This window comes from Paucisalibacillus globulus (assembly GCF_900184735.1).
Taxonomy (GTDB): domain Bacteria; phylum Bacillota; class Bacilli; order Bacillales; family Amphibacillaceae; genus Ornithinibacillus; species Ornithinibacillus globulus_B.
The window spans coordinates 194,148-211,818 of the sequence record NZ_LT855393.1; the positions used below are offsets into that span (position 1 = coordinate 194,148).

Here is a 17,671-nt window from a genome sequence, read left to right on the forward strand (position 1 = left end):
TAATATAAAGGAATACATAATTAAAGGATTGAAAAATACATGATTTTATGGAAGACGTTCTTATACAGCTTACAGTTACCTACAAAACAATCCGTATTTAGACTTAATCGGATACCGATGGATATTACCGTTTTCTATATGTTTATTATGCTTTTTATTGTTTCTATACCCTCTTTAATAGACCGGTTAACCGAAACTTCTAGTATTGGTTCTGATATGAATATTGTGTTTAAGCTAATTTATTTCTTTATGTTTTATTATTTACCATTAACCATTATGGTTTTCTTATTGATTACCTTGATTGCTTATATGTTTACTTGGATTGCTAAAAGCATGCACCGTAAGCTTAAACTGCAGATTTTTTGGAAAATGATAGCTTATTCTACAACCATACCATTCATTCTATATACGGTAATTGCCCTTATTATTCCTATTAGTGACTCTTACTTGCTACTGTCTATGGTGTATACTTTTGTACTTTTGTTTAAGATTATTACTGTTTATCCGAGGCGTAAAAAGTAAGCATTTTGGATAGAGCACCGTACCCGCTTCGGAAATACACTCCGCTTTTACTGCCAGCACAGGGACGACATCTGCTCGAAAGAACCATCGCAGTGTCTACCTTGCCGCGGGCGGCTGGTGAGGTTTACAGCACTTATAGACAGAACATATCTTGTTAATACAGCCTTAATAAAAAAACCTCTATAGGAAATCCTATAAAGGTCTTTTTTTATTACTCACCGACATATGGCAATAAAGCCATTTGACGAGCACGTTTAATTGCAATTGTAAGTTTACGTTGATATTTTGCAGAAGTTCCAGTTACACGACGAGGAAGAATTTTTCCACGTTCAGAAATGAAACGCTTTAGAAGATCAACGTCTTTGTAATCGATGTTTGTAATACCGTTCGCTGTGAAGAAACACACTTTACGGCGCTTACCACCGCGTCCACGACGAGCTGCCATTGATAACCCTCCCTTAATAATTGGTTATATATCATTCACATAAAATTTTATTAGAATGGTAAATCATCATCAGAAATATCAATTGGCTCACCATTATCTTTAAATGGGTCATTATCATATTGATTCTGATTTCTATTTGGATTTTGGTTCTGATTTGGCTGGAATCCTGGTGAAGAATACGAACCTTGTCCTCCTCCACCTTGAGAAGAACCTTTAGATTCTAAGAATTGTACACTATCCGCGACAACTTCTGTGATATAAACCATTTTTCCATCTTGACCTTCGAATGAACGAGTTTGAATTCGTCCATCTACGCCAATCATACTACCTTTTTTCATGAAGTTAGCAAGGTTTTCTGCTGGTCTTCTCCAAATAACACAGTTGATGAAATCTGCTTCTCTATTTCCTTGTTGGTTGGAAAAAGGGCGATTTACTGCAATAGTAAAGTTAGCAACTGCAGTTCCACTCTGTGTATAACGTAAATCAGGATCCTTCGTTAACCTGCCGACAAGTACGACACGATTTAACATCAGAACCACTCCTTATTATTTATCATCTTCTCGAATTGCGATATGACGAATAATGTCTTCAGAGAACTTAGCTAAACGATCAAATTCATTTACTGATTTTTCATCGCCAGAGAAGTTAATTAGAACATAGTATCCATCACGGTAATCGTTAATTTCATATGCTAGGCGTTTTTTGCCTACTTCTTTAACTTTTTCAATCTCCGCCCCATTATCAGTTAAGATACTGTTGAAACGCTCGATTAAAGCTTTTTGCGCTTCCTCTTCCATGTCTGGGCGGATGATGTACATGATTTCATATTTTCTCATCCGTTACACCTCCTTTTGGTCTTAGCGGCCCTTATTTATTCCAATAAGAGCAAGGAGTAATTTACTTTCATTACTCACAATAGTGTATTATACCAAAAAATATATGAATTAACAAGTCTTCGAGAGATCCTTTTTTACGTTAACACGAGTTTAAACTCTTACATTACACATTAAATCGGAAATGGATTACATCGCCATCTTGGACAATGTATTCTTTTCCTTCTAAGCGCACTTTCCCTTTTTCACGAGCATGTCCCATCGATCCAGCTTCTACCAGGTCAAGGTATGAAACTGTCTCGGCACGGATAAATCCTCTTTCAAAATCAGTATGAATAATTCCGGCTGCTTGTGGTGCTTTCGTTCCTTTGCGGAAGGTCCAAGCACGTACTTCTTGCTCTCCAGCTGTAAAGTAGGTTGCTAGTCCTAATAAGCTGTAAGAAGCTTTAATTAATTTATCAAGACCAGATTCTGTGATACCTAACTCTTCTAAAAACATTTCTTTTTCATCTTGATCTAGTTCTGATATTTCTTCTTCAATTCGGGCACAAATGACAATAACCTCTGCACCTTCATTAGATGCATACTCTTTTACTTTGATTACATTGGGGTTAGAATCTGGATCTGCTACTTCATCTTCACCGACATTGGCCACATAGAGCATTGGCTTACTTGTTAGTAGATGTAATCCTTTAACCATCTTTTGTTGTTCCTCAGTAAAGTCTAATGCACGGACAGGTTTCTCGTCTTCTAAGCCTGTCTTAATCTTAGAAAGTAATTCATACTCTACTAATGCATCCTTATCCTTTTGTCTTGCTAACTTTTCTACACGTTGAAATCGTTTATTAATGGATTCTAAGTCCGCAAGTATAAGCTCTAAGTTAATGATTTCAATATCATCAATTGGATCAACTTTACCAGAAACATGGGTAATGTTTTCATCAACAAAGCAACGTACCACTTGGCAAATTGCATCAACTTGACGGATGTGAGATAAGAATTGATTCCCTAAACCTTCACCTTTACTTGCACCCTTTACAATCCCTGCAATATCCGTAAATTCAAACGTTGTTGGAACTGTTTTCTTCGGTTTTACTAGTTCTGTTAATTTATTTAGACGCTCATCAGGCACTTCCACCATACCTACATTCGGGTCTATTGTCGCAAATGGGTAGTTTGCTGCTTCTGCCCCAGCTTGTGTTATTGCATTGAATAATGTAGATTTTCCTACGTTGGGAAGTCCGACGATTCCTGCTGTTAAAGCCATTTGTTTCCACTCCTTAAGGATTCCATTCATCTAGAACGCGTTCATTATTTTAATTATAGATTTAGGTTATAAAAAAGACAAGCTAGCAAAACGCAAAAATAGGCCTCAAGATGAAGCCTACTTTTGCGTTTTTACCCTATTATTTTTATATTTCTCTATCTATCTATGAACATATTTTACCAGTTTGCAGTAAAATAGTCCATTTGGAAAAGTTAATTTGAAGCCTTTTCTAACACCTTTTTCATTTTTTTAGCAAAATCTTTTCTTGGAATCATGACGCTGTGGTCACACCCCATACACTTTATCCGAATATCCATACCCATACGGATTATTTTCCATCGATTTTCACCACATGGGTGGGGTTTTTTCATTTGTACAACATCATGTAATTCAAATTCTTTTTCCACCATTTGTACTTCCCCTTTTTTCTTTTCTCAACGAACCATAATCGTTACTTCATCTGCTTATGAGAGTTAACAGAAAAGTCCATTATTTGTCTGTTTTATACCACAAAGGAAATAGTAATAGTCTAGTTAAAACATATAAGTTTAATAAACCATATAGTGGGTATAAAACACTAACTAACGTTGAAAATCCAAGTGTTGTTAATGGTATCATTGTAGCTAAAATAATGATGACTAGCAACCAAAATGGTATGTTAAAGTAACCTGCAACCCTTGTTGTTAGCCCTAGTACGCCAGATGCCGCTGTGGTGAAAATTGCAAACCATAATAATACCGTCATAAAGAGTACCATGTGAAAAGGATAGTTACTTAGTATTGCAAAGAGCGGAATTTCAAATACGAGTATTTCTTCTGCAATCTGTATTAAGCTATTATTATAAATATATGTTACAACACCAAGTATTAGCCCACTCCCAATGCTTGCCACCCAAATCTCACCTTTAGAATTTATTTTATCACCAACTGCTCCTAATACTGCAATTAGAGGAAGGATATTAAGGGCAGTAAATGGAAAAGCAGCTGTCCAGTTATGCTGTTCTCGCCAATGGGCAAATAAATGCAGATTCTGATCAACTATAAATGTTAGTAGCACATACAATAAACCGACAATCAAGATTGGTAAGATGAACTGGTTAATGACAAGTAAGCCACTAATATCTTTTAAAAATAATATAAAAAGCATGATTGCAATAAAAGCCACTCCCCACCAATACGGCAGATTAAATGCCTGTCCAGTCGCACCACTTCCTGACATCATGACTACTGTTGTTGTATAGAGATAGAAAAATATCATCACATCATAAATCTTTGATAGTTTCACACCTACTATATCTTTTAATACTGGTCGATACTCCGTGGTTGCTTTTTCATAACTAATAGACATGATGACATAAAGTGAAACAATAAAAAAGATCACGAATAACGTAATAGCCAGTCCACTTCCATGGCCAAAAAACTCCCACAATTCTCTCCCTGATGCATATCCTGCCCCAATGGTTGTCCCAATGATTAAAAACATCCATTTAAATCCTGATTTCCACATATCTTCTCCCCCATTTTATGTATATCTCAGTATATGAACGACTACTTTTACCGATTGATTGCGGTCCCTACTTCTTTTTACAAAAGTTTTTAATGGCAGCTGAAGTATAAAACGTCCAACTAGTCCGTATACTAATAACAATATGTTTGCGGAGGAGAACCTATGAATCTAAAGAATCGTTTGAACCAAAATAACGAATCCATTCGGATGTTACATACAGACCCAAACCTATGCGACACAATGAGTGAACAAATTATCTCCTGGTTGCCAAAAATACCAAAAGAATATGTTGTTGTGTGTGTCGGAACAGATCGTTCTACTGGTGATGCCCTTGGACCTTTAATCGGTTCTTACTTGCAAGATAAAAGACTGAGGCATATGACCGTATATGGAACTTTACATGACCCTGTTCACGCAACAAATCTGGAAGATTATATTCAATTAATTAATATGCAGCATAAGAATGCGTTTATAATTGCCGTAGACGCCTGTCTAGGCAAAACTAGTTCGGTTGGTCAAGTCATTGCCTGTGTTGGTGCTCTGAAGCCTGGCGCGGCCTTAAAGAAGCCTTTACCACCGATTGGAAATATTCATGTGACAGGGGTTGTTAATATAAGTGGGTTCATGGAGTATTCTGTTTTGCAAAACACAAGACTCTCTATTGTGGTGGAGATGGCAAAGAACATTGCCAGTATAATAGATAACATTGATCAACAATTAACAGCTAGTTATGTTACGCCTGCTGTTTTGATGACTAAGTCAAGGAAGAAGCCAATATAAAAAGGACTGAGTTGTAATCAGTCCTTTTTATATTGGCTCTCTTTACATTTACTACTAAAACACACCAATTTCTGCGTGTAGCTAAGGTAATGCCGTTAAATCAATTGATAGATATAATAAACAAATCCTACCGTTAAGATAGAGGGTAGTAGATTTCCAATTCTTATTTGGACAACCTTCAACATATTTAGCCCGATTGCGACAATTAGCAATCCACCTACCGCGGTTAATTCAACGATTAAACCATGTAGGAAAGCCTCTGGGACCCATTGTTCTATCTGTGTTGCTAGTAATGTAATAGTACCTTGATAGAGCAGGACAGGAACGACAGACAGTGCTACTCCAAATCCTAATGTAGTGGTTAATACTAATGCAGTAAAGCCGTCTAGTATCCCTTTTGTAATTAGCACTTCATGGTCGCCACGGATTCCACTGTCTAAAGAACCGATAATTGCCATTGCCCCTACGACAAAGATAAGTGATGCTGTCACAAAACCCTGCGAGAAGGATTCTTCATTAGAATTTGTCTTAATTCTACTTCCAACCCAGTTCCCGAACTGGTTGAGCTTACTTTCCACATCTAACAGTTCACCGATAATGGCACCAGATAATAAGCTTAATAGTACTACAATAATCACTTGTGTAGAAAATGCCATTTGTAACCCTATTAATACTACAGCAAGTCCTATACCATGCATTACTGTTTCTTTATAGCGTTCTGGTATTTTGGTGAATAACAGACCCAAAATACTACCAATAATTATTAATCCCCCATTTACTAGTGTTCCGAATAATGCCATTCTATTACCCTCTTTCTCTAGCTGAAACTCTACTAAACTATTCTATTTTTGATAATGTTTCACGTGAAACATTGTTATTAATAACTAATAATACTATTTGTATCTGTCTTTTGTCTATAAGGCAAATATCTTAACTATGTATCCTGCAAATAATGAGAGTAATCCCCTCATACACTACTAAACTAAACAAAAATGAACTGGGGAGTTAGTATCCCACAGTTCATGAAATAGAGATGTTGATTTATCGCTCTAACGTTTCAATAATGCGATCTAAATCGTCATCCGTATAAAATTCAATTTCAATCTTACCTTTTCGTTTTCCACGTTGAATGGAAACAGCAGTACCTAATTTTTCTCGAAGTACAGACTCTCTTTCTTGTAAAAAGATATCTTTTTTAGGTTTTAACTTCTTTTTTACTGGTTTCTCATTAAGAATAATGATCAGTTTTTCAACCTGTCTAACATTCAACTTTTCATTACGGATCTTCGTTACTAGTGGTATGATTTTATCCTTATCCTTTAAACCAAGTAATGCACGCCCATGTCCCATGGAGAGTTCTCCATTATTGATGTAGGATATAACTTGGTCTGGTAGTCCGAGAAGACGTACCATATTGGCGATATGAGAACGGCTCTTACCAAGACGTTTAGATAATTCTTCTTGTGTAATATTTAATTCTTTCATTAGGTTAGCATATGCTTGTCCCTCTTCTATTGGAGACAGATCCTCACGTTGAAGGTTCTCAAGTAATGCTAATTCCATCATTTTCTCATCGGTTAGTTCCTTTACAATAGCAGGAACTTCGGTTAAACCAGCTTCCTTTGCTGCACGGAAACGTCTCTCTCCAACAACAATTTCAAAGCCTTTAATGCTTTTACGAACAATTAATGGTTGAATTATACCGAATTCTAAAATAGATTCTTTTAATTCTTCGATAGAATCAGTGTTAAAAGTCTTTCTAGGCTGATAAGGATTCGGTCTACACTCCTTAATCGGCAATTGTTGAACAACATCATCATCTTTTTCCTTTATTTCAGGAAAAAATGCATCTAAACCTCTACCCAACCCTCGTGCCATTAGCCATCACTTCCTTCGCCAATTCAAGATATACTTCTGCACCTTTAGACTTTGGATCATATGTGATTATTGGTTGCCCATGACTTGGTGCTTCACCTAATCGAATGTTTCTAGGAATAATAGAATTATAGACTTTATCTTGGAAGTATTTCTTCACTTCTTCTATTACTTGCAAGCCTAGATTAGTTCTAGCATCTAGCATGGTAAGAAGTACTCCCTCTATCATTAATTCCTTATTCAAATGTTTTTGCACTAGACGGATTGTATTCAGTAACTGACTAAGTCCTTCAAGTGCGTAGTATTCACATTGTACTGGGATTAGAACGGTATCTGAAGCGGTTAACGCGTTAAGAGTTAAAAGACCAAGTGAAGGCGGACAATCTATAATAATGTAGTCATAGTAATCTCTCAGTTCATCTAAAGCCTTTTTAAGTCTAATTTCACGAGAGATAGTTGGTACCAATTCGATTTCTGCTCCAGCAAGTTGAATAGTTGCAGGAATTATATCGAGATTATCAACATTTGTTGGTACACATACCTCACGAGCTGGTAGATCTTCTACTAATACATTATATACACATTGATTCATATCTGCCTTATTTATACCAACCCCACTAGTTGCATTACCTTGTGGGTCTATGTCTACTAACAATACTTTGTTTCCTAAGTATGCTAAGCAGGCACTTAGATTAACTGATGAAGTCGTTTTTCCTACGCCACCCTTTTGGTTGGCAATAGACATAATCTTCCCCATGATTTCACCTACCTAAAACAATATACTATTTATTTTATCACTATTTCTGTTATAAAAACTATTAAATTTATCTTTTTTATTAAAATGAAATATTTATAACCTTATTTATAATAGAAATTGACTTTTTGCACATAAAAATCCCCACCTTTCACGAGATGGGGGAAGCCGTTATTTCTTTTTTGGTATTTTTATCGTGATTTGATAATAATCATCTAAATCTTGCTCATCTGACTCTATATCAATACCAGTATCAGAAACCATGCTTAATGATTGTCTAATTGTATTCATCGCAATCCGAATATCTTTATTAACACCTTTTAGTTTAGGTTTTCTTTTCTTCGGTTTTTCTTGATCATTTAATAGTTTGTTGATTCGTTCTTCTGTCTGTTTGACATTCAGTTCATGTTCAACAATCTCTTGAAGTAGTTTTATTTGAACTTCTTCATCTTTTAGTTTAATTAATGCACGGGCATGCCTTTCCGTAATATGCTTCTGTAATAACGCTTCTTGTACTTGTTCCGGTAGCTTTAATAACCGGAGCTTGTTCGCAATAGTAGATTGATTCTTCCCTAAACGCTGCGCTAAAGCTTCCTGGGTTAGTCCTTGAAGTTCTAATAATTTTGCATATGCTACAGCTTCCTCAATAACTGTTAGTTCTTCACGTTGTAAGTTCTCAATAAGAGCAACTGAGGCAGTCTGAGCATCATTCATCTCACGGATGATTGCAGAAACATTCTCCCAACCTAGTAGTTGTACAGCACGCCATCTACGTTCCCCTGCAATAATTTCAAACTTACCGTCTTCTGCCTTACGAACAACGATAGGTTGAATAATACCATGCGTATTGATGGTCTTTGCAAGTTCTTCTATCTTTTCTTCATTAAATACAGACCTTGGCTGATACCTATTTGGTTGAATTTGTTTTACTGGAAGTTGCATCACTTCATCTGGATGATAGGTCTCCTCTTCAACTACTTCGTTATCCTTTTCTCCGATTCCAAATATCCGGTTAAATGGACTTACCATCAGCAGACACCACCTTTATTATAATAAGATAGATTGATAGTTTTTCTCTCTTCAAATCTATGAATATCTCTATTAAAAAATTAATGTTTCACGTGAAACATTTTAAAAATGATATGTATACTAGCTTCATATCAATGGTACGTATAGTTTACCACAGAATTGGCACTAAGCCTATTTTATCACAATCTGATGCACTTGGACATGGACTAATTACTAAATCGACAAAAAAACAGGAAATATGATAAATTCCTGTTTCTAATTGGTCTATTTAATTATTTATATTGGTGAGATTTGTATTTTTACTCAATTGGCTCCTTGTTAGGAGTACCCGGCTTTCTTGGGAATTTCTTTGGTGTTTGCCTTTTCTTTCTTACCACCACAATGGAACGTTCACTATTTTCTTCTGGTAAGATAAATGAGTTAGTAGATTCTATTTCGCCACCAAGTACCTCTATCGCTGTTTTTCCAGTTTCAAGTTCTTCTGTAGCCTGTGCACCTTTCATGGCAATAAAGACACCATTCTTCTTCACTAAAGGTATACATAGTTCGCTTAAAACAGACATTCTAGCTACCGCTCTCGCCATCACAGTATCAAATGACTCTCGGAACTTGCTGTTTTTCCCAAATGTTTCTGCTCGATCATGATAGAAAGCAACATCTGTTAATTCTAACTCAGCAGCAAGATGGTTTAGAAAACCAATCCGCTTCTGCAAGGAATCCACAATCGTTACTTTTATAGTTGGAAAGCATATTTTTAGAGGTATACTTGGAAATCCTGCACCAGCTCCAACATCACAGATATGCTGTTCCTTCGTAAAATCATGGTAAAAAGCAGCAGATATGGAATCATAGAAATGCTTTAAATACACATCTTCTTCATCTGTTAATGCTGTTAAGTTTATTTTTTCATTCCATTCAACTAACGTCTTAAAATAAATATCGAATTGTTGAATTTGCTTTTCCGTTAAGGTAATTCCCTGTTTTTCAAGGTTTTCAACAAATTGGGTAGGATTCATAGAGAAAACTCCTTTATACATTATGTACAGAAGGCCAGACCCCTTAAGGAGACTGGCCCTTATATTTTAATAATTAATTTGCTAGTTTAGCAATTCTTCCATGTTCGATATACACTAATAAGATAGAAATATCGGCCGGATTAACGCCTGAGATTCGAGAAGCTTGCCCTACAGATAACGGTTGAACTAATTTCAATTTTTGTCTTGCTTCAGTTGCAAGACCACTAATTGCATCATAGTCAATATCTTCTGGGATCTTCTTATCTTCCATCTTCTTCATACGCTCTACTTGTTCATTTGCCTTTTTAATATACCCTTCATACTTAATTTGTATTTCTACTTGTTCTTTTACATCAGTAGAAAGACTTTCATTTGACTCGATTACAGAATCAATTGAATCATAATGTAATTCCGGGCGCTTTAATAAATCATAAGCTTTCATAGGCTCTTTTAAAGGTGTTGCATTTGCTGCCTCAAGCATACTTTGCACTTCAGGAGTCGGTTTAATTGAGATTTTACGTAGGCGTTTTTTCTCTTCTTCTACCTGCTGTTTCTTCATTTCGAATTTTTTATAACGTTCATCCGAAATTAATCCCAATTCATAACCGATATCTGTTAAGCGTAAGTCTGCATTATCATGACGTAATAATAAACGGTATTCTGCACGGGATGTTAATAGACGATAAGGCTCTTTTGTTCCTTTTGTTACTAGGTCATCTATTAAAACACCAATATAAGCTTGCGAGCGGTCTAAAATAACCGGATCTTTACCAAGTACTTTTGCTGCAGCATTAATACCTGCCATGATTCCTTGTGCTGCCGCTTCTTCATACCCTGACGTACCATTGATTTGACCAGCACTAAATAATCCAGGAATGTTTTTCAATTCTAATGTAGGCCAAAGTTGCGTTGGAACAATTGAATCATACTCAATCGCATAACCAGGGCGCATGATTTCGGCATTTTCTAATCCTGGTACAGAACGAACAATTTCATGCTGAACAGATTCAGGTAATGAAGTGGACAAGCCCTGTACATATACTTCTTCCGTATCTCTTCCTTCAGGTTCAAGGAAGACCTGGTGACGAGGCTTATCATGGAAACGAACAATCTTATCCTCAATTGACGGACAATAGCGTGGTCCAGTACCACGTTTTGCACCAGAATACATTGCTGATAGTCCTAAGTTATCATTAATAACCTGATGGGTAAATTCATTAGTATACGTTAACCAACAAGGGATTTGGTCTAAAATGAATTCAGTCGTTTCATAAGAAAATCCTTGTGGTTTATCGTCTCCTGGTTGAATTTCTGTTTTAGAATAATCAATTGTATGGCTATTCACTCGTGGTGGTGTCCCAGTTTTGAAACGAATTAATTCAATACCTAGTGCTTCAAGGTTTTCAGAGAGTTTTAATGATGGACGTTGGTTATTCGGTCCGCTTTCATACTCCAAGTCCCCCATAAGAACTTTACCACGCATAAATGTCCCTGTTGTAATAATGACTGTTTCCGCACGGTATGCTGCTCCAGTTTCTGTAATAACACCTTTACATACACCATCTTCGACAATTAATTCATCTACCATACCTTGACGAAGCGTAAGATTTTCTTGATTTTCTAATGTTTGTTTCATTTCTTTTATATAAATAGGCTTATCTGCTTGTGCACGTAATGCTTGAACAGCAGGGCCTTTTCCTGTGTTTAACATACGCATTTGAATATATGATTTATCGATTGTCTTAGCCATTTCCCCACCTAAGGCATCAATTTCACGAACAACAATACCTTTAGCCGGACCACCAATTGATGGATTACATGGCATAAACGCGATCATATCTAGGTTTAAGCTAAGCATTAATGTCTTAACACCCATTCTCGCAGCAGCAAGACCAGCTTCAACACCAGCATGACCCGCACCAATAACAATCGTATCATAACGCCCTGCATCATATACCATAACATTCATCCTTTCGTAATTTTGGTTTTATAAAATAGTTTTTTTAGGGAAAATATATAATCAATTCTCTGAGCGGGCCAGAAGTCTCATTATTTACCCAAACAAAACTGCGAGAACAACTGGTCGATTAAACTATCACTAGCAGTATCACCAATAATCTCACCTAAAAATTCCCACGTTCTAGTTACATCTATTTGTACAATATCAAGTGGCATTCCCATCTCAAGAGAATCCATCGCATCTTCTAAAGCCTTCTTAGCTTGATTTAATAATTGAATATGTCTCGCATTAGAAACATACGTTAAATCACCAGAATCTATATCTCCAGCAAAGAATGAATCCGCAATAGCCGATTCTAATACATCAATTCCCTCTTCTTTTAATAAAGAAGTAGAAACGATTCTTCTATCTTCCACTAATTCTTTTACTTTTTCAATATCTAATTTTTGGTCAAGATCTGTTTTATTAATGATAACAATAAATTCAAGGCCTTTAACAACCTCAAATAATCTTAAATCCTCTTCTGTGAGCTCTTCATTATAATTTAAAACAAGCAAAATGAGATCTGCTTCTTTCAATGCTTGTCGAGAACGTTCTACCCCGATTCGCTCTACGATATCTTCCGTTTCACGTATACCAGCTGTATCAATAAGGCGTAATGGAATACCTCGTACATTTACGTATTCCTCGATAATATCCCTTGTTGTACCCGGTATATCTGTCACAATTGCTTTATTCTCTTGAACTAATGCATTCAATAAGGAAGATTTCCCAACGTTTGGACGACCAATAATCGCAGTTGCAATTCCCTCACGTAATATCTTACCTTGCTTGGCAACACTTAGCAGTTCCTCGATTTCAGAATGAACTTCTTTCGTTTTGACACGCATCATTTCATTTGACATTTCTTCTACATCATCATACTCTGGGTAATCGATATTAACCTCTACATGGGCAACTGTTTCTAGTAATGATTGACGGTACTTTTTAATTAAATTGGATAACCTTCCGTCCATTTGCTTTAAAGCAACATTCATTGCTTTATCTGTCTTCGCACGGATTAAATCCATCACCGCTTCTGCTTGTGATAAATCAATCCGTCCATTTAAAAAGGCACGTTTGGTAAACTCACCCGGCTCTGCTAAACGTGCACCTTGATTCAACACAATTTCAAGTACGCGATTTACAGATACAAGTCCTCCATGACAGTTTATTTCTACCACCTCTTCACGTGTAAATGTCTTTGGCCCACGCATTACCGTAACCATTACTTCTTCCGCTACTTCATTAGTCTCTGGATCAATTATCTTCCCGTAATGAATCGTATGCGACTCTACCTCATGCAAATCTTTTCCTTTATAGATTCTTGACGTTATTTCTATAGCATCACGTCCACTCAATCGAACAATTGAAATTGCTCCCTCACCTATTGGAGTAGATATTGCCGTAATGGTATCTGTCTCAAACATTCTTTTCACCTCCACAACACATTTATCATTTATATATATAAACACTAATTTTATCCACAATAATATTAGCGACAATTTTTTATCGTCACTAACTTAATAGAATAACATAATATTAACTAAAAATAAAGTTATCCACAAGAATATTTTTTCATAAACTAACTCAGTTTCTAACTTATTCACATGTGGATAAGTTAGTTTAAGTAAACACTTTTAGTTATACACAATAGTTTTTCTACATCAACTAAAAAACACTTGGTATTTTATCCAAGTGTTTTCTATACAAGTTAAAATACATGCTTTTAAATATAGTTGTTACCGGTTATGGTAATAAATTATTAAATATCCCTACTGCCCACTAATTCTATCAAAAGAAATAAACCGTTTAAACTGATCTAACGTCTCCGATTCGGGTAATTGGTTTACAATATCAATCCAAATATTACTCTTTTCCTCCTCAGAAAGCTCCATATATTTTGAGTCATATATCGGGAGTTTTTTTAAAACTGTTGAGATTTCTCTCTCCATCTCCTTGGCAATTTCAAATAGATTCTCTACATTTTGCTCATGAAATGCTGTTTCTAAATGTTGAAAGCGATTTTCAAAGTACATGGAAAATAGATAATCCGTTATTTTGGCATAAGCTAGCTCAGATTCCGGATCATTATAGCCTTTCATCTCTGTTAAATGCTCATTTGCTTGCCGAATAGAGGCTTTTATTTCTGTAATATTTCTTCCTACTTTCACGATATCTGGCTCAGATTTTTCTTGCTCCTTCAGTACAGTATCTAATCCCACTTCCATAAGGTACAAATCACGATAGAAATACTGTGTATTAATTTCATTATGGGCTTCTTGATATTTCATAACTTTATTTAATTCGCTATAGATGTAAATATTGACTAACATCGAAACTATTAGTAAAACAATCAATAAGCTTTTAACATATTTCATTCTACCACCCCTATGTCATTGTATTACTCTAGTCAGGATTATCATGACATATTGTTATGATTAACTTTTGCGGGCAATAAAAAAACAAGCCATGTATATTGCATGACTTGTACTTTCTTTCAATTAGTTATTTTTTATATCCTCACCATCATAATTCTTTAACTCACCTTGCTCATCCAACTGGTCAATCTTTGCATCAACTGTGCCTTCTGTATAAGCATCTGTTGCTTGTTCATGAGTAGTTGCTAACCCTTTTTCTACTTGATTACTACTGGTATAACCGGAAACATCGTAATTTTTTTCTGCTACTTCATTTGAATTTGTCATTTTGTTTTTATCTTTACTCATCTCAGAAACCCCTTCTACGATTGTTGTTAATGTACTTTTCTTAATATAGCCTCTAGATCTTGCAGAAGTAATGTAATGTCCTCTTTACTTAACAATAATGGTATTTGATCGTTTACCGTAATGGTACATGAATCCTCCTGTGCACCTAAGTATGCTACCATTTTCATTAGTTGCTCTAGTGACAATGATGATGCTGTGGAAATTTGTTTGACTTGGGTTAAGTAAAAACTTTTTTGATCCATCTCACCTTGAAATACTGCCCCACTAAACTGTTCCACAACACATTCTCCTTTACATGCACATTATTAGTTAGTATGTAACTCCCTGTTAAAAACATACAAAAAAACCTCTGGTTAACATAACCAGAGGTTCTCCATTTTCATTATGGTTTAATGACTACATGACGATGTGGTTCTACACCATCTGAATAGGTCGAAACATCATCTTTATCCTGTAATACACTATGAATTATTTTTCTTTCATATGCAGGCATAGGTTCTAAGGCTACTTTCTTATTCATTCGCTTCGCCTTGTCTGCCATACGTAGTGCTAGGCCTTCTAGCGTTTCTTTACGACGGCCGCGGTAGCCTTCTGCATCGATGGTAACGGTATGATACTTATTACCTTCTTTATTGACTACTAGATGGGTAAGGTACTGTAGTGCATTTAATGTTTGGCCACGTTTTCCAATTAGTAACGCAATCTTTTCCCCAGATAAATCAAAGGTTACATGATTGTCCTCTACAGTAGCTGTTACGTTAACATCTACGTTCATGTTTTTTACGACACCTTTAATATACTTTTCCGCTTCCTGAATTGGATTATTAGCAAGCGTCACCTTTACAATAGCTCTCTTTGCTCCAAATACACCTAGTATTCCTTTTTTACCTTCATCAATAATCGTAACTTGAACTTGGTCCCTGGATGTGTTTAACTGCTCTAGTGCTGATTGGACCGCTTCATCAACTGTTTGTCCGGTAGCAGTTACTTCTCTCACTTTTTGTCTCCTCCAGTATTGGAATCTTTCATCATTGGTTTACGAATGAAAATTGTTTGAGCAATCATGAATAAGTTACCAATAACCCAGTATAGTGCTAAAGCTGCAGGGAACATAAATGCAAATACAGTAATCATAATTGGCATCATGTAAAGCATTACTGTCATTTGTGGGTTACCAGCTGCAGGACTACCTGCCATCATTAATTTCTGTTGTAAGAATGTTGTGATCCCTGCAATAAATGGAAGGATAAAATCCTTTTCATCTAATGGGAACCATAAGAATGAATGTCCATCAATTGCATCTGTACGCATAATTGCGTGATAAATAGCTAAAAGAATCGGCATTTGTACGAAAATCGGTAAACATCCTGCAAGTGGATTAACACCGTGTTTCTGGAATAATGCCATTGTCTCCTGTTGGAGTTTTTGCTGTGTGTTCGCATCTTTGGAGCTATATTTCTGTTGTAATTCTTTTAATTCTGGCTGTATATCTTGCATTGCCTTTGAACTTCTTAATTGTTTAATATTTAGTGGAAGTAATGCCGTACGAATGATTACTGTCACTAAAATAATAGCTAGACCAAAGTTTTCATTAAATAAATCAGCAAAGTAAATAATCAACCATGATAACGGATAAACGAAATAAGTATTCCAAATTCCTTCACTATCTGGTGTAATTGGTTCATTTATTTCGGTACAACCTGATAGGAAAACAACTAATCCTATTAGTAATGCTATTAAAAATAACTTCTTACGCAAATCTTTTCCTCCTAACTAGTCCATACGAAAAAAATCGCTTTCACTTTAAGACAACGTATAACACATATTTTACAATAAACAAGCTCCAGATTCTATTCTTATCTAAAACTTTACTTATTCTTTAATAGTTTTTCTTTCGACAGTAAATGCGTTAAGCTCTTTTTTACTTCAAAGAATTCCATCTCTTTAGTAGGCTGCCTAGCAATAATAATAAAATCATAGGAAGGTTTAATTTCTTTTTCTAATTCATGGAATGCTTGACGAAGGTATCGTTTAATTCTATTTCTAACCACAGCATTACCGATTTTTTTTCCCACTGACAGACCAACCCTAAAATGGCTTTGATCTTCTTTCTTCCTATAGTAAATAACTAGCTGTCTATTTGCAAAGGACTTTCCTTGTTTAAATATAACCTGGAAATCCTTATTATCTTTCACTCGATATTCTTTCTTCATTACTGATCACCTATCGCAATTACCCGTGTTTTACCATTCTTCTATGTTTAGCAAGATTAGTAATTCTATCCTTTATGTAAAACAAAAAGCAATGGCCCTTTAACCATTTTGAACCACTGCTTTCAAGTTTATTCTAACTATATATTTTTTATCTATTTTCACCGTTTTTAGTATCCTAGCGTGAAAAAAGACCACTGATGGTTTCAGTGGCCTATGCAGATAATACTTTTCTTCCTTTACGACGACGACGAGCTAAAACTTTACGGCCGTTTTTAGTGCTCATACGTGCGCGAAAGCCATGTACTTTACTACGTTTACGGTTATTAGGTTGAAACGTTCTTTTCATTTATGCTGCACCTCCTAGGGGGGATCTATTTTAGAAAACTAGGGCACATACCCAAGCTTTTAAAAGCGAATGTCAAAGCTCACACTATTTGCAAGCGGAAAAGATTTTAATTCTCAATAATATAAACAACTAATCCTTAGACAGTCTTTGTCATTATACAGAAAAAATTTTTTATCGTCAACTTGATTTAGAAAAAATTCTACTTGGGATAATGGTAAAGATAGTTAAACTCTTTCTTAGGAAAAGGTATCGGATGCTTATAATACATCGTTTATATAAATTTTCTATTATCAACACTTAAAAAAGATGAAGCAAGGTTTCATTTCTACTTTTCAACTAGAATTCCTTTTAAAAGGA

General features: G+C 35.6%; 22 protein-coding genes. 2 read left to right on the forward strand and 20 right to left on the reverse strand.

The annotated features are described in order from the left end of the window. Nucleotides 1-39: 39 nt before the first annotated feature. The gene (locus BN999_RS13570) at nt 40-522 is read left to right on the forward strand and encodes a DUF1189 family protein (RefSeq protein ID WP_096272207.1); all 483 of its coding nucleotides are present in this window, start codon (nt 40-42) and stop codon (nt 520-522) included. 211 nt (nt 523-733) lie between these two features. On the opposite strand, the gene rpsR is transcribed toward BN999_RS13570, so the two are convergent. The 6 genes from rpsR to BN999_RS13600 form a co-directional block, all read right to left on the reverse strand. After that, nucleotides 734-967: a 30S ribosomal protein S18 gene (rpsR, locus tag BN999_RS13575; RefSeq protein ID WP_026908452.1), complete on the reverse strand. Its 234-nt coding sequence runs from the start codon at nt 965-967 to the stop codon at nt 734-736. 50 nt (nt 968-1,017) lie between these two features. Then, nucleotides 1,018-1,497, reverse strand: coding sequence for a single-stranded DNA-binding protein (gene ssb, locus BN999_RS13580; protein WP_096272209.1), 480 nt, complete (start codon nt 1,495-1,497; stop codon nt 1,018-1,020). A gap of 15 nt (nt 1,498-1,512) precedes the next feature. Continuing rightward, nucleotides 1,513-1,803, reverse strand: a complete 291-nt coding sequence (gene rpsF / locus BN999_RS13585; protein WP_096272211.1) for a 30S ribosomal protein S6 — start codon at nt 1,801-1,803, stop codon at nt 1,513-1,515. A 163-nt stretch (nt 1,804-1,966) separates the two neighbouring features. After that, a complete protein-coding gene (ychF, locus tag BN999_RS13590) occupies nt 1,967-3,067 on the reverse strand; it encodes a redox-regulated ATPase YchF (RefSeq protein ID WP_096272212.1) in 1,101 nt (366 codons plus the stop codon). Between the two features lie 212 nt (nt 3,068-3,279). Further along, entirely contained in the window at nt 3,280-3,477 is a 198-nt protein-coding gene (locus tag BN999_RS13595; RefSeq protein ID WP_096272214.1) for a DUF951 domain-containing protein, read from the reverse strand. 79 nt (nt 3,478-3,556) lie between these two features. Next, complete coding sequence (locus tag BN999_RS13600; RefSeq protein ID WP_096272215.1) at nt 3,557-4,573, reverse strand: YkvI family membrane protein; 1,017 nt, start codon at nt 4,571-4,573, stop codon at nt 3,557-3,559. Between the two features lie 162 nt (nt 4,574-4,735). Between BN999_RS13600 and yyaC the strand changes: the two genes are divergently transcribed. Then, nucleotides 4,736-5,353, forward strand: coding sequence for a spore protease YyaC (yyaC, locus tag BN999_RS13605; protein ID WP_255247474.1), 618 nt, complete (start codon nt 4,736-4,738; stop codon nt 5,351-5,353). A 95-nt stretch (nt 5,354-5,448) separates the two neighbouring features. Here the strand turns inward: yyaC and BN999_RS13610 are convergent, their stop codons facing one another. The 14 genes from BN999_RS13610 to rpmH form a co-directional block, all read right to left on the reverse strand. Beyond that, complete coding sequence (locus BN999_RS13610; protein ID WP_096272217.1) at nt 5,449-6,153, reverse strand: DUF554 domain-containing protein; 705 nt, start codon at nt 6,151-6,153, stop codon at nt 5,449-5,451. 241 nt (nt 6,154-6,394) lie between these two features. Further along, nucleotides 6,395-7,231: a ParB/RepB/Spo0J family partition protein gene (locus tag BN999_RS13615; RefSeq protein ID WP_096272219.1), complete on the reverse strand. Its 837-nt coding sequence runs from the start codon at nt 7,229-7,231 to the stop codon at nt 6,395-6,397. Further along, nucleotides 7,212-7,985 (reverse strand): ParA family protein, encoded by a 774-nt coding sequence (locus tag BN999_RS13620; RefSeq protein WP_096272221.1) that lies wholly within the window; start codon nt 7,983-7,985, stop codon nt 7,212-7,214. The genes BN999_RS13615 and BN999_RS13620 overlap by 20 nt, the downstream gene beginning before the upstream one ends. Before the next feature lie 168 nt (nt 7,986-8,153). Further along, nucleotides 8,154-9,011, reverse strand: coding sequence for a nucleoid occlusion protein (gene noc / locus BN999_RS13625; protein WP_096272223.1), 858 nt, complete (start codon nt 9,009-9,011; stop codon nt 8,154-8,156). A 299-nt stretch (nt 9,012-9,310) separates the two neighbouring features. After that, nucleotides 9,311-10,027, reverse strand: coding sequence for a 16S rRNA (guanine(527)-N(7))-methyltransferase RsmG (gene rsmG / locus BN999_RS13630; RefSeq protein WP_096272225.1), 717 nt, complete (start codon nt 10,025-10,027; stop codon nt 9,311-9,313). A gap of 73 nt (nt 10,028-10,100) precedes the next feature. After that, entirely contained in the window at nt 10,101-11,987 is a 1,887-nt protein-coding gene (gene mnmG, locus BN999_RS13635; RefSeq protein ID WP_096272227.1) for a tRNA uridine-5-carboxymethylaminomethyl(34) synthesis enzyme MnmG, read from the reverse strand. An 89-nt stretch (nt 11,988-12,076) separates the two neighbouring features. Continuing rightward, a complete protein-coding gene (gene mnmE, locus BN999_RS13640) occupies nt 12,077-13,456 on the reverse strand; it encodes a tRNA uridine-5-carboxymethylaminomethyl(34) synthesis GTPase MnmE (RefSeq protein WP_096272229.1) in 1,380 nt (459 codons plus the stop codon). A gap of 345 nt (nt 13,457-13,801) precedes the next feature. After that, nucleotides 13,802-14,407: a hypothetical protein gene (locus BN999_RS13645; RefSeq protein ID WP_096272231.1), complete on the reverse strand. Its 606-nt coding sequence runs from the start codon at nt 14,405-14,407 to the stop codon at nt 13,802-13,804. 123 nt (nt 14,408-14,530) lie between these two features. Further along, complete coding sequence (locus tag BN999_RS13650) at nt 14,531-14,755, reverse strand: YozQ family protein (protein WP_096272233.1); 225 nt, start codon at nt 14,753-14,755, stop codon at nt 14,531-14,533. Nucleotides 14,756-14,781: 26 nt separating this feature from the next. Further along, nucleotides 14,782-15,033, reverse strand: coding sequence for a hypothetical protein (locus BN999_RS13655; protein WP_096272235.1), 252 nt, complete (start codon nt 15,031-15,033; stop codon nt 14,782-14,784). Nucleotides 15,034-15,137: 104 nt separating this feature from the next. Then, nucleotides 15,138-15,752, reverse strand: a complete 615-nt coding sequence (gene jag, locus BN999_RS13660) for an RNA-binding cell elongation regulator Jag/EloR (RefSeq protein ID WP_096272237.1) — start codon at nt 15,750-15,752, stop codon at nt 15,138-15,140. Next, nucleotides 15,749-16,513 (reverse strand): YidC family membrane integrase SpoIIIJ, encoded by a 765-nt coding sequence (gene spoIIIJ, locus BN999_RS13665; protein ID WP_096272239.1) that lies wholly within the window; start codon nt 16,511-16,513, stop codon nt 15,749-15,751. Before spoIIIJ ends, jag begins: the two co-directional genes overlap by 4 nt. A gap of 110 nt (nt 16,514-16,623) precedes the next feature. Continuing rightward, on the reverse strand, nt 16,624-16,968 hold the full coding sequence (rnpA, locus tag BN999_RS13670; RefSeq protein ID WP_096272241.1) for a ribonuclease P protein component: 345 nt from the start codon (nt 16,966-16,968) through the stop codon (nt 16,624-16,626). 211 nt (nt 16,969-17,179) lie between these two features. Then, nucleotides 17,180-17,314, reverse strand: coding sequence for a 50S ribosomal protein L34 (rpmH, locus tag BN999_RS13675; protein WP_026908473.1), 135 nt, complete (start codon nt 17,312-17,314; stop codon nt 17,180-17,182). Nucleotides 17,315-17,671: the final 357 nt, after the last annotated feature.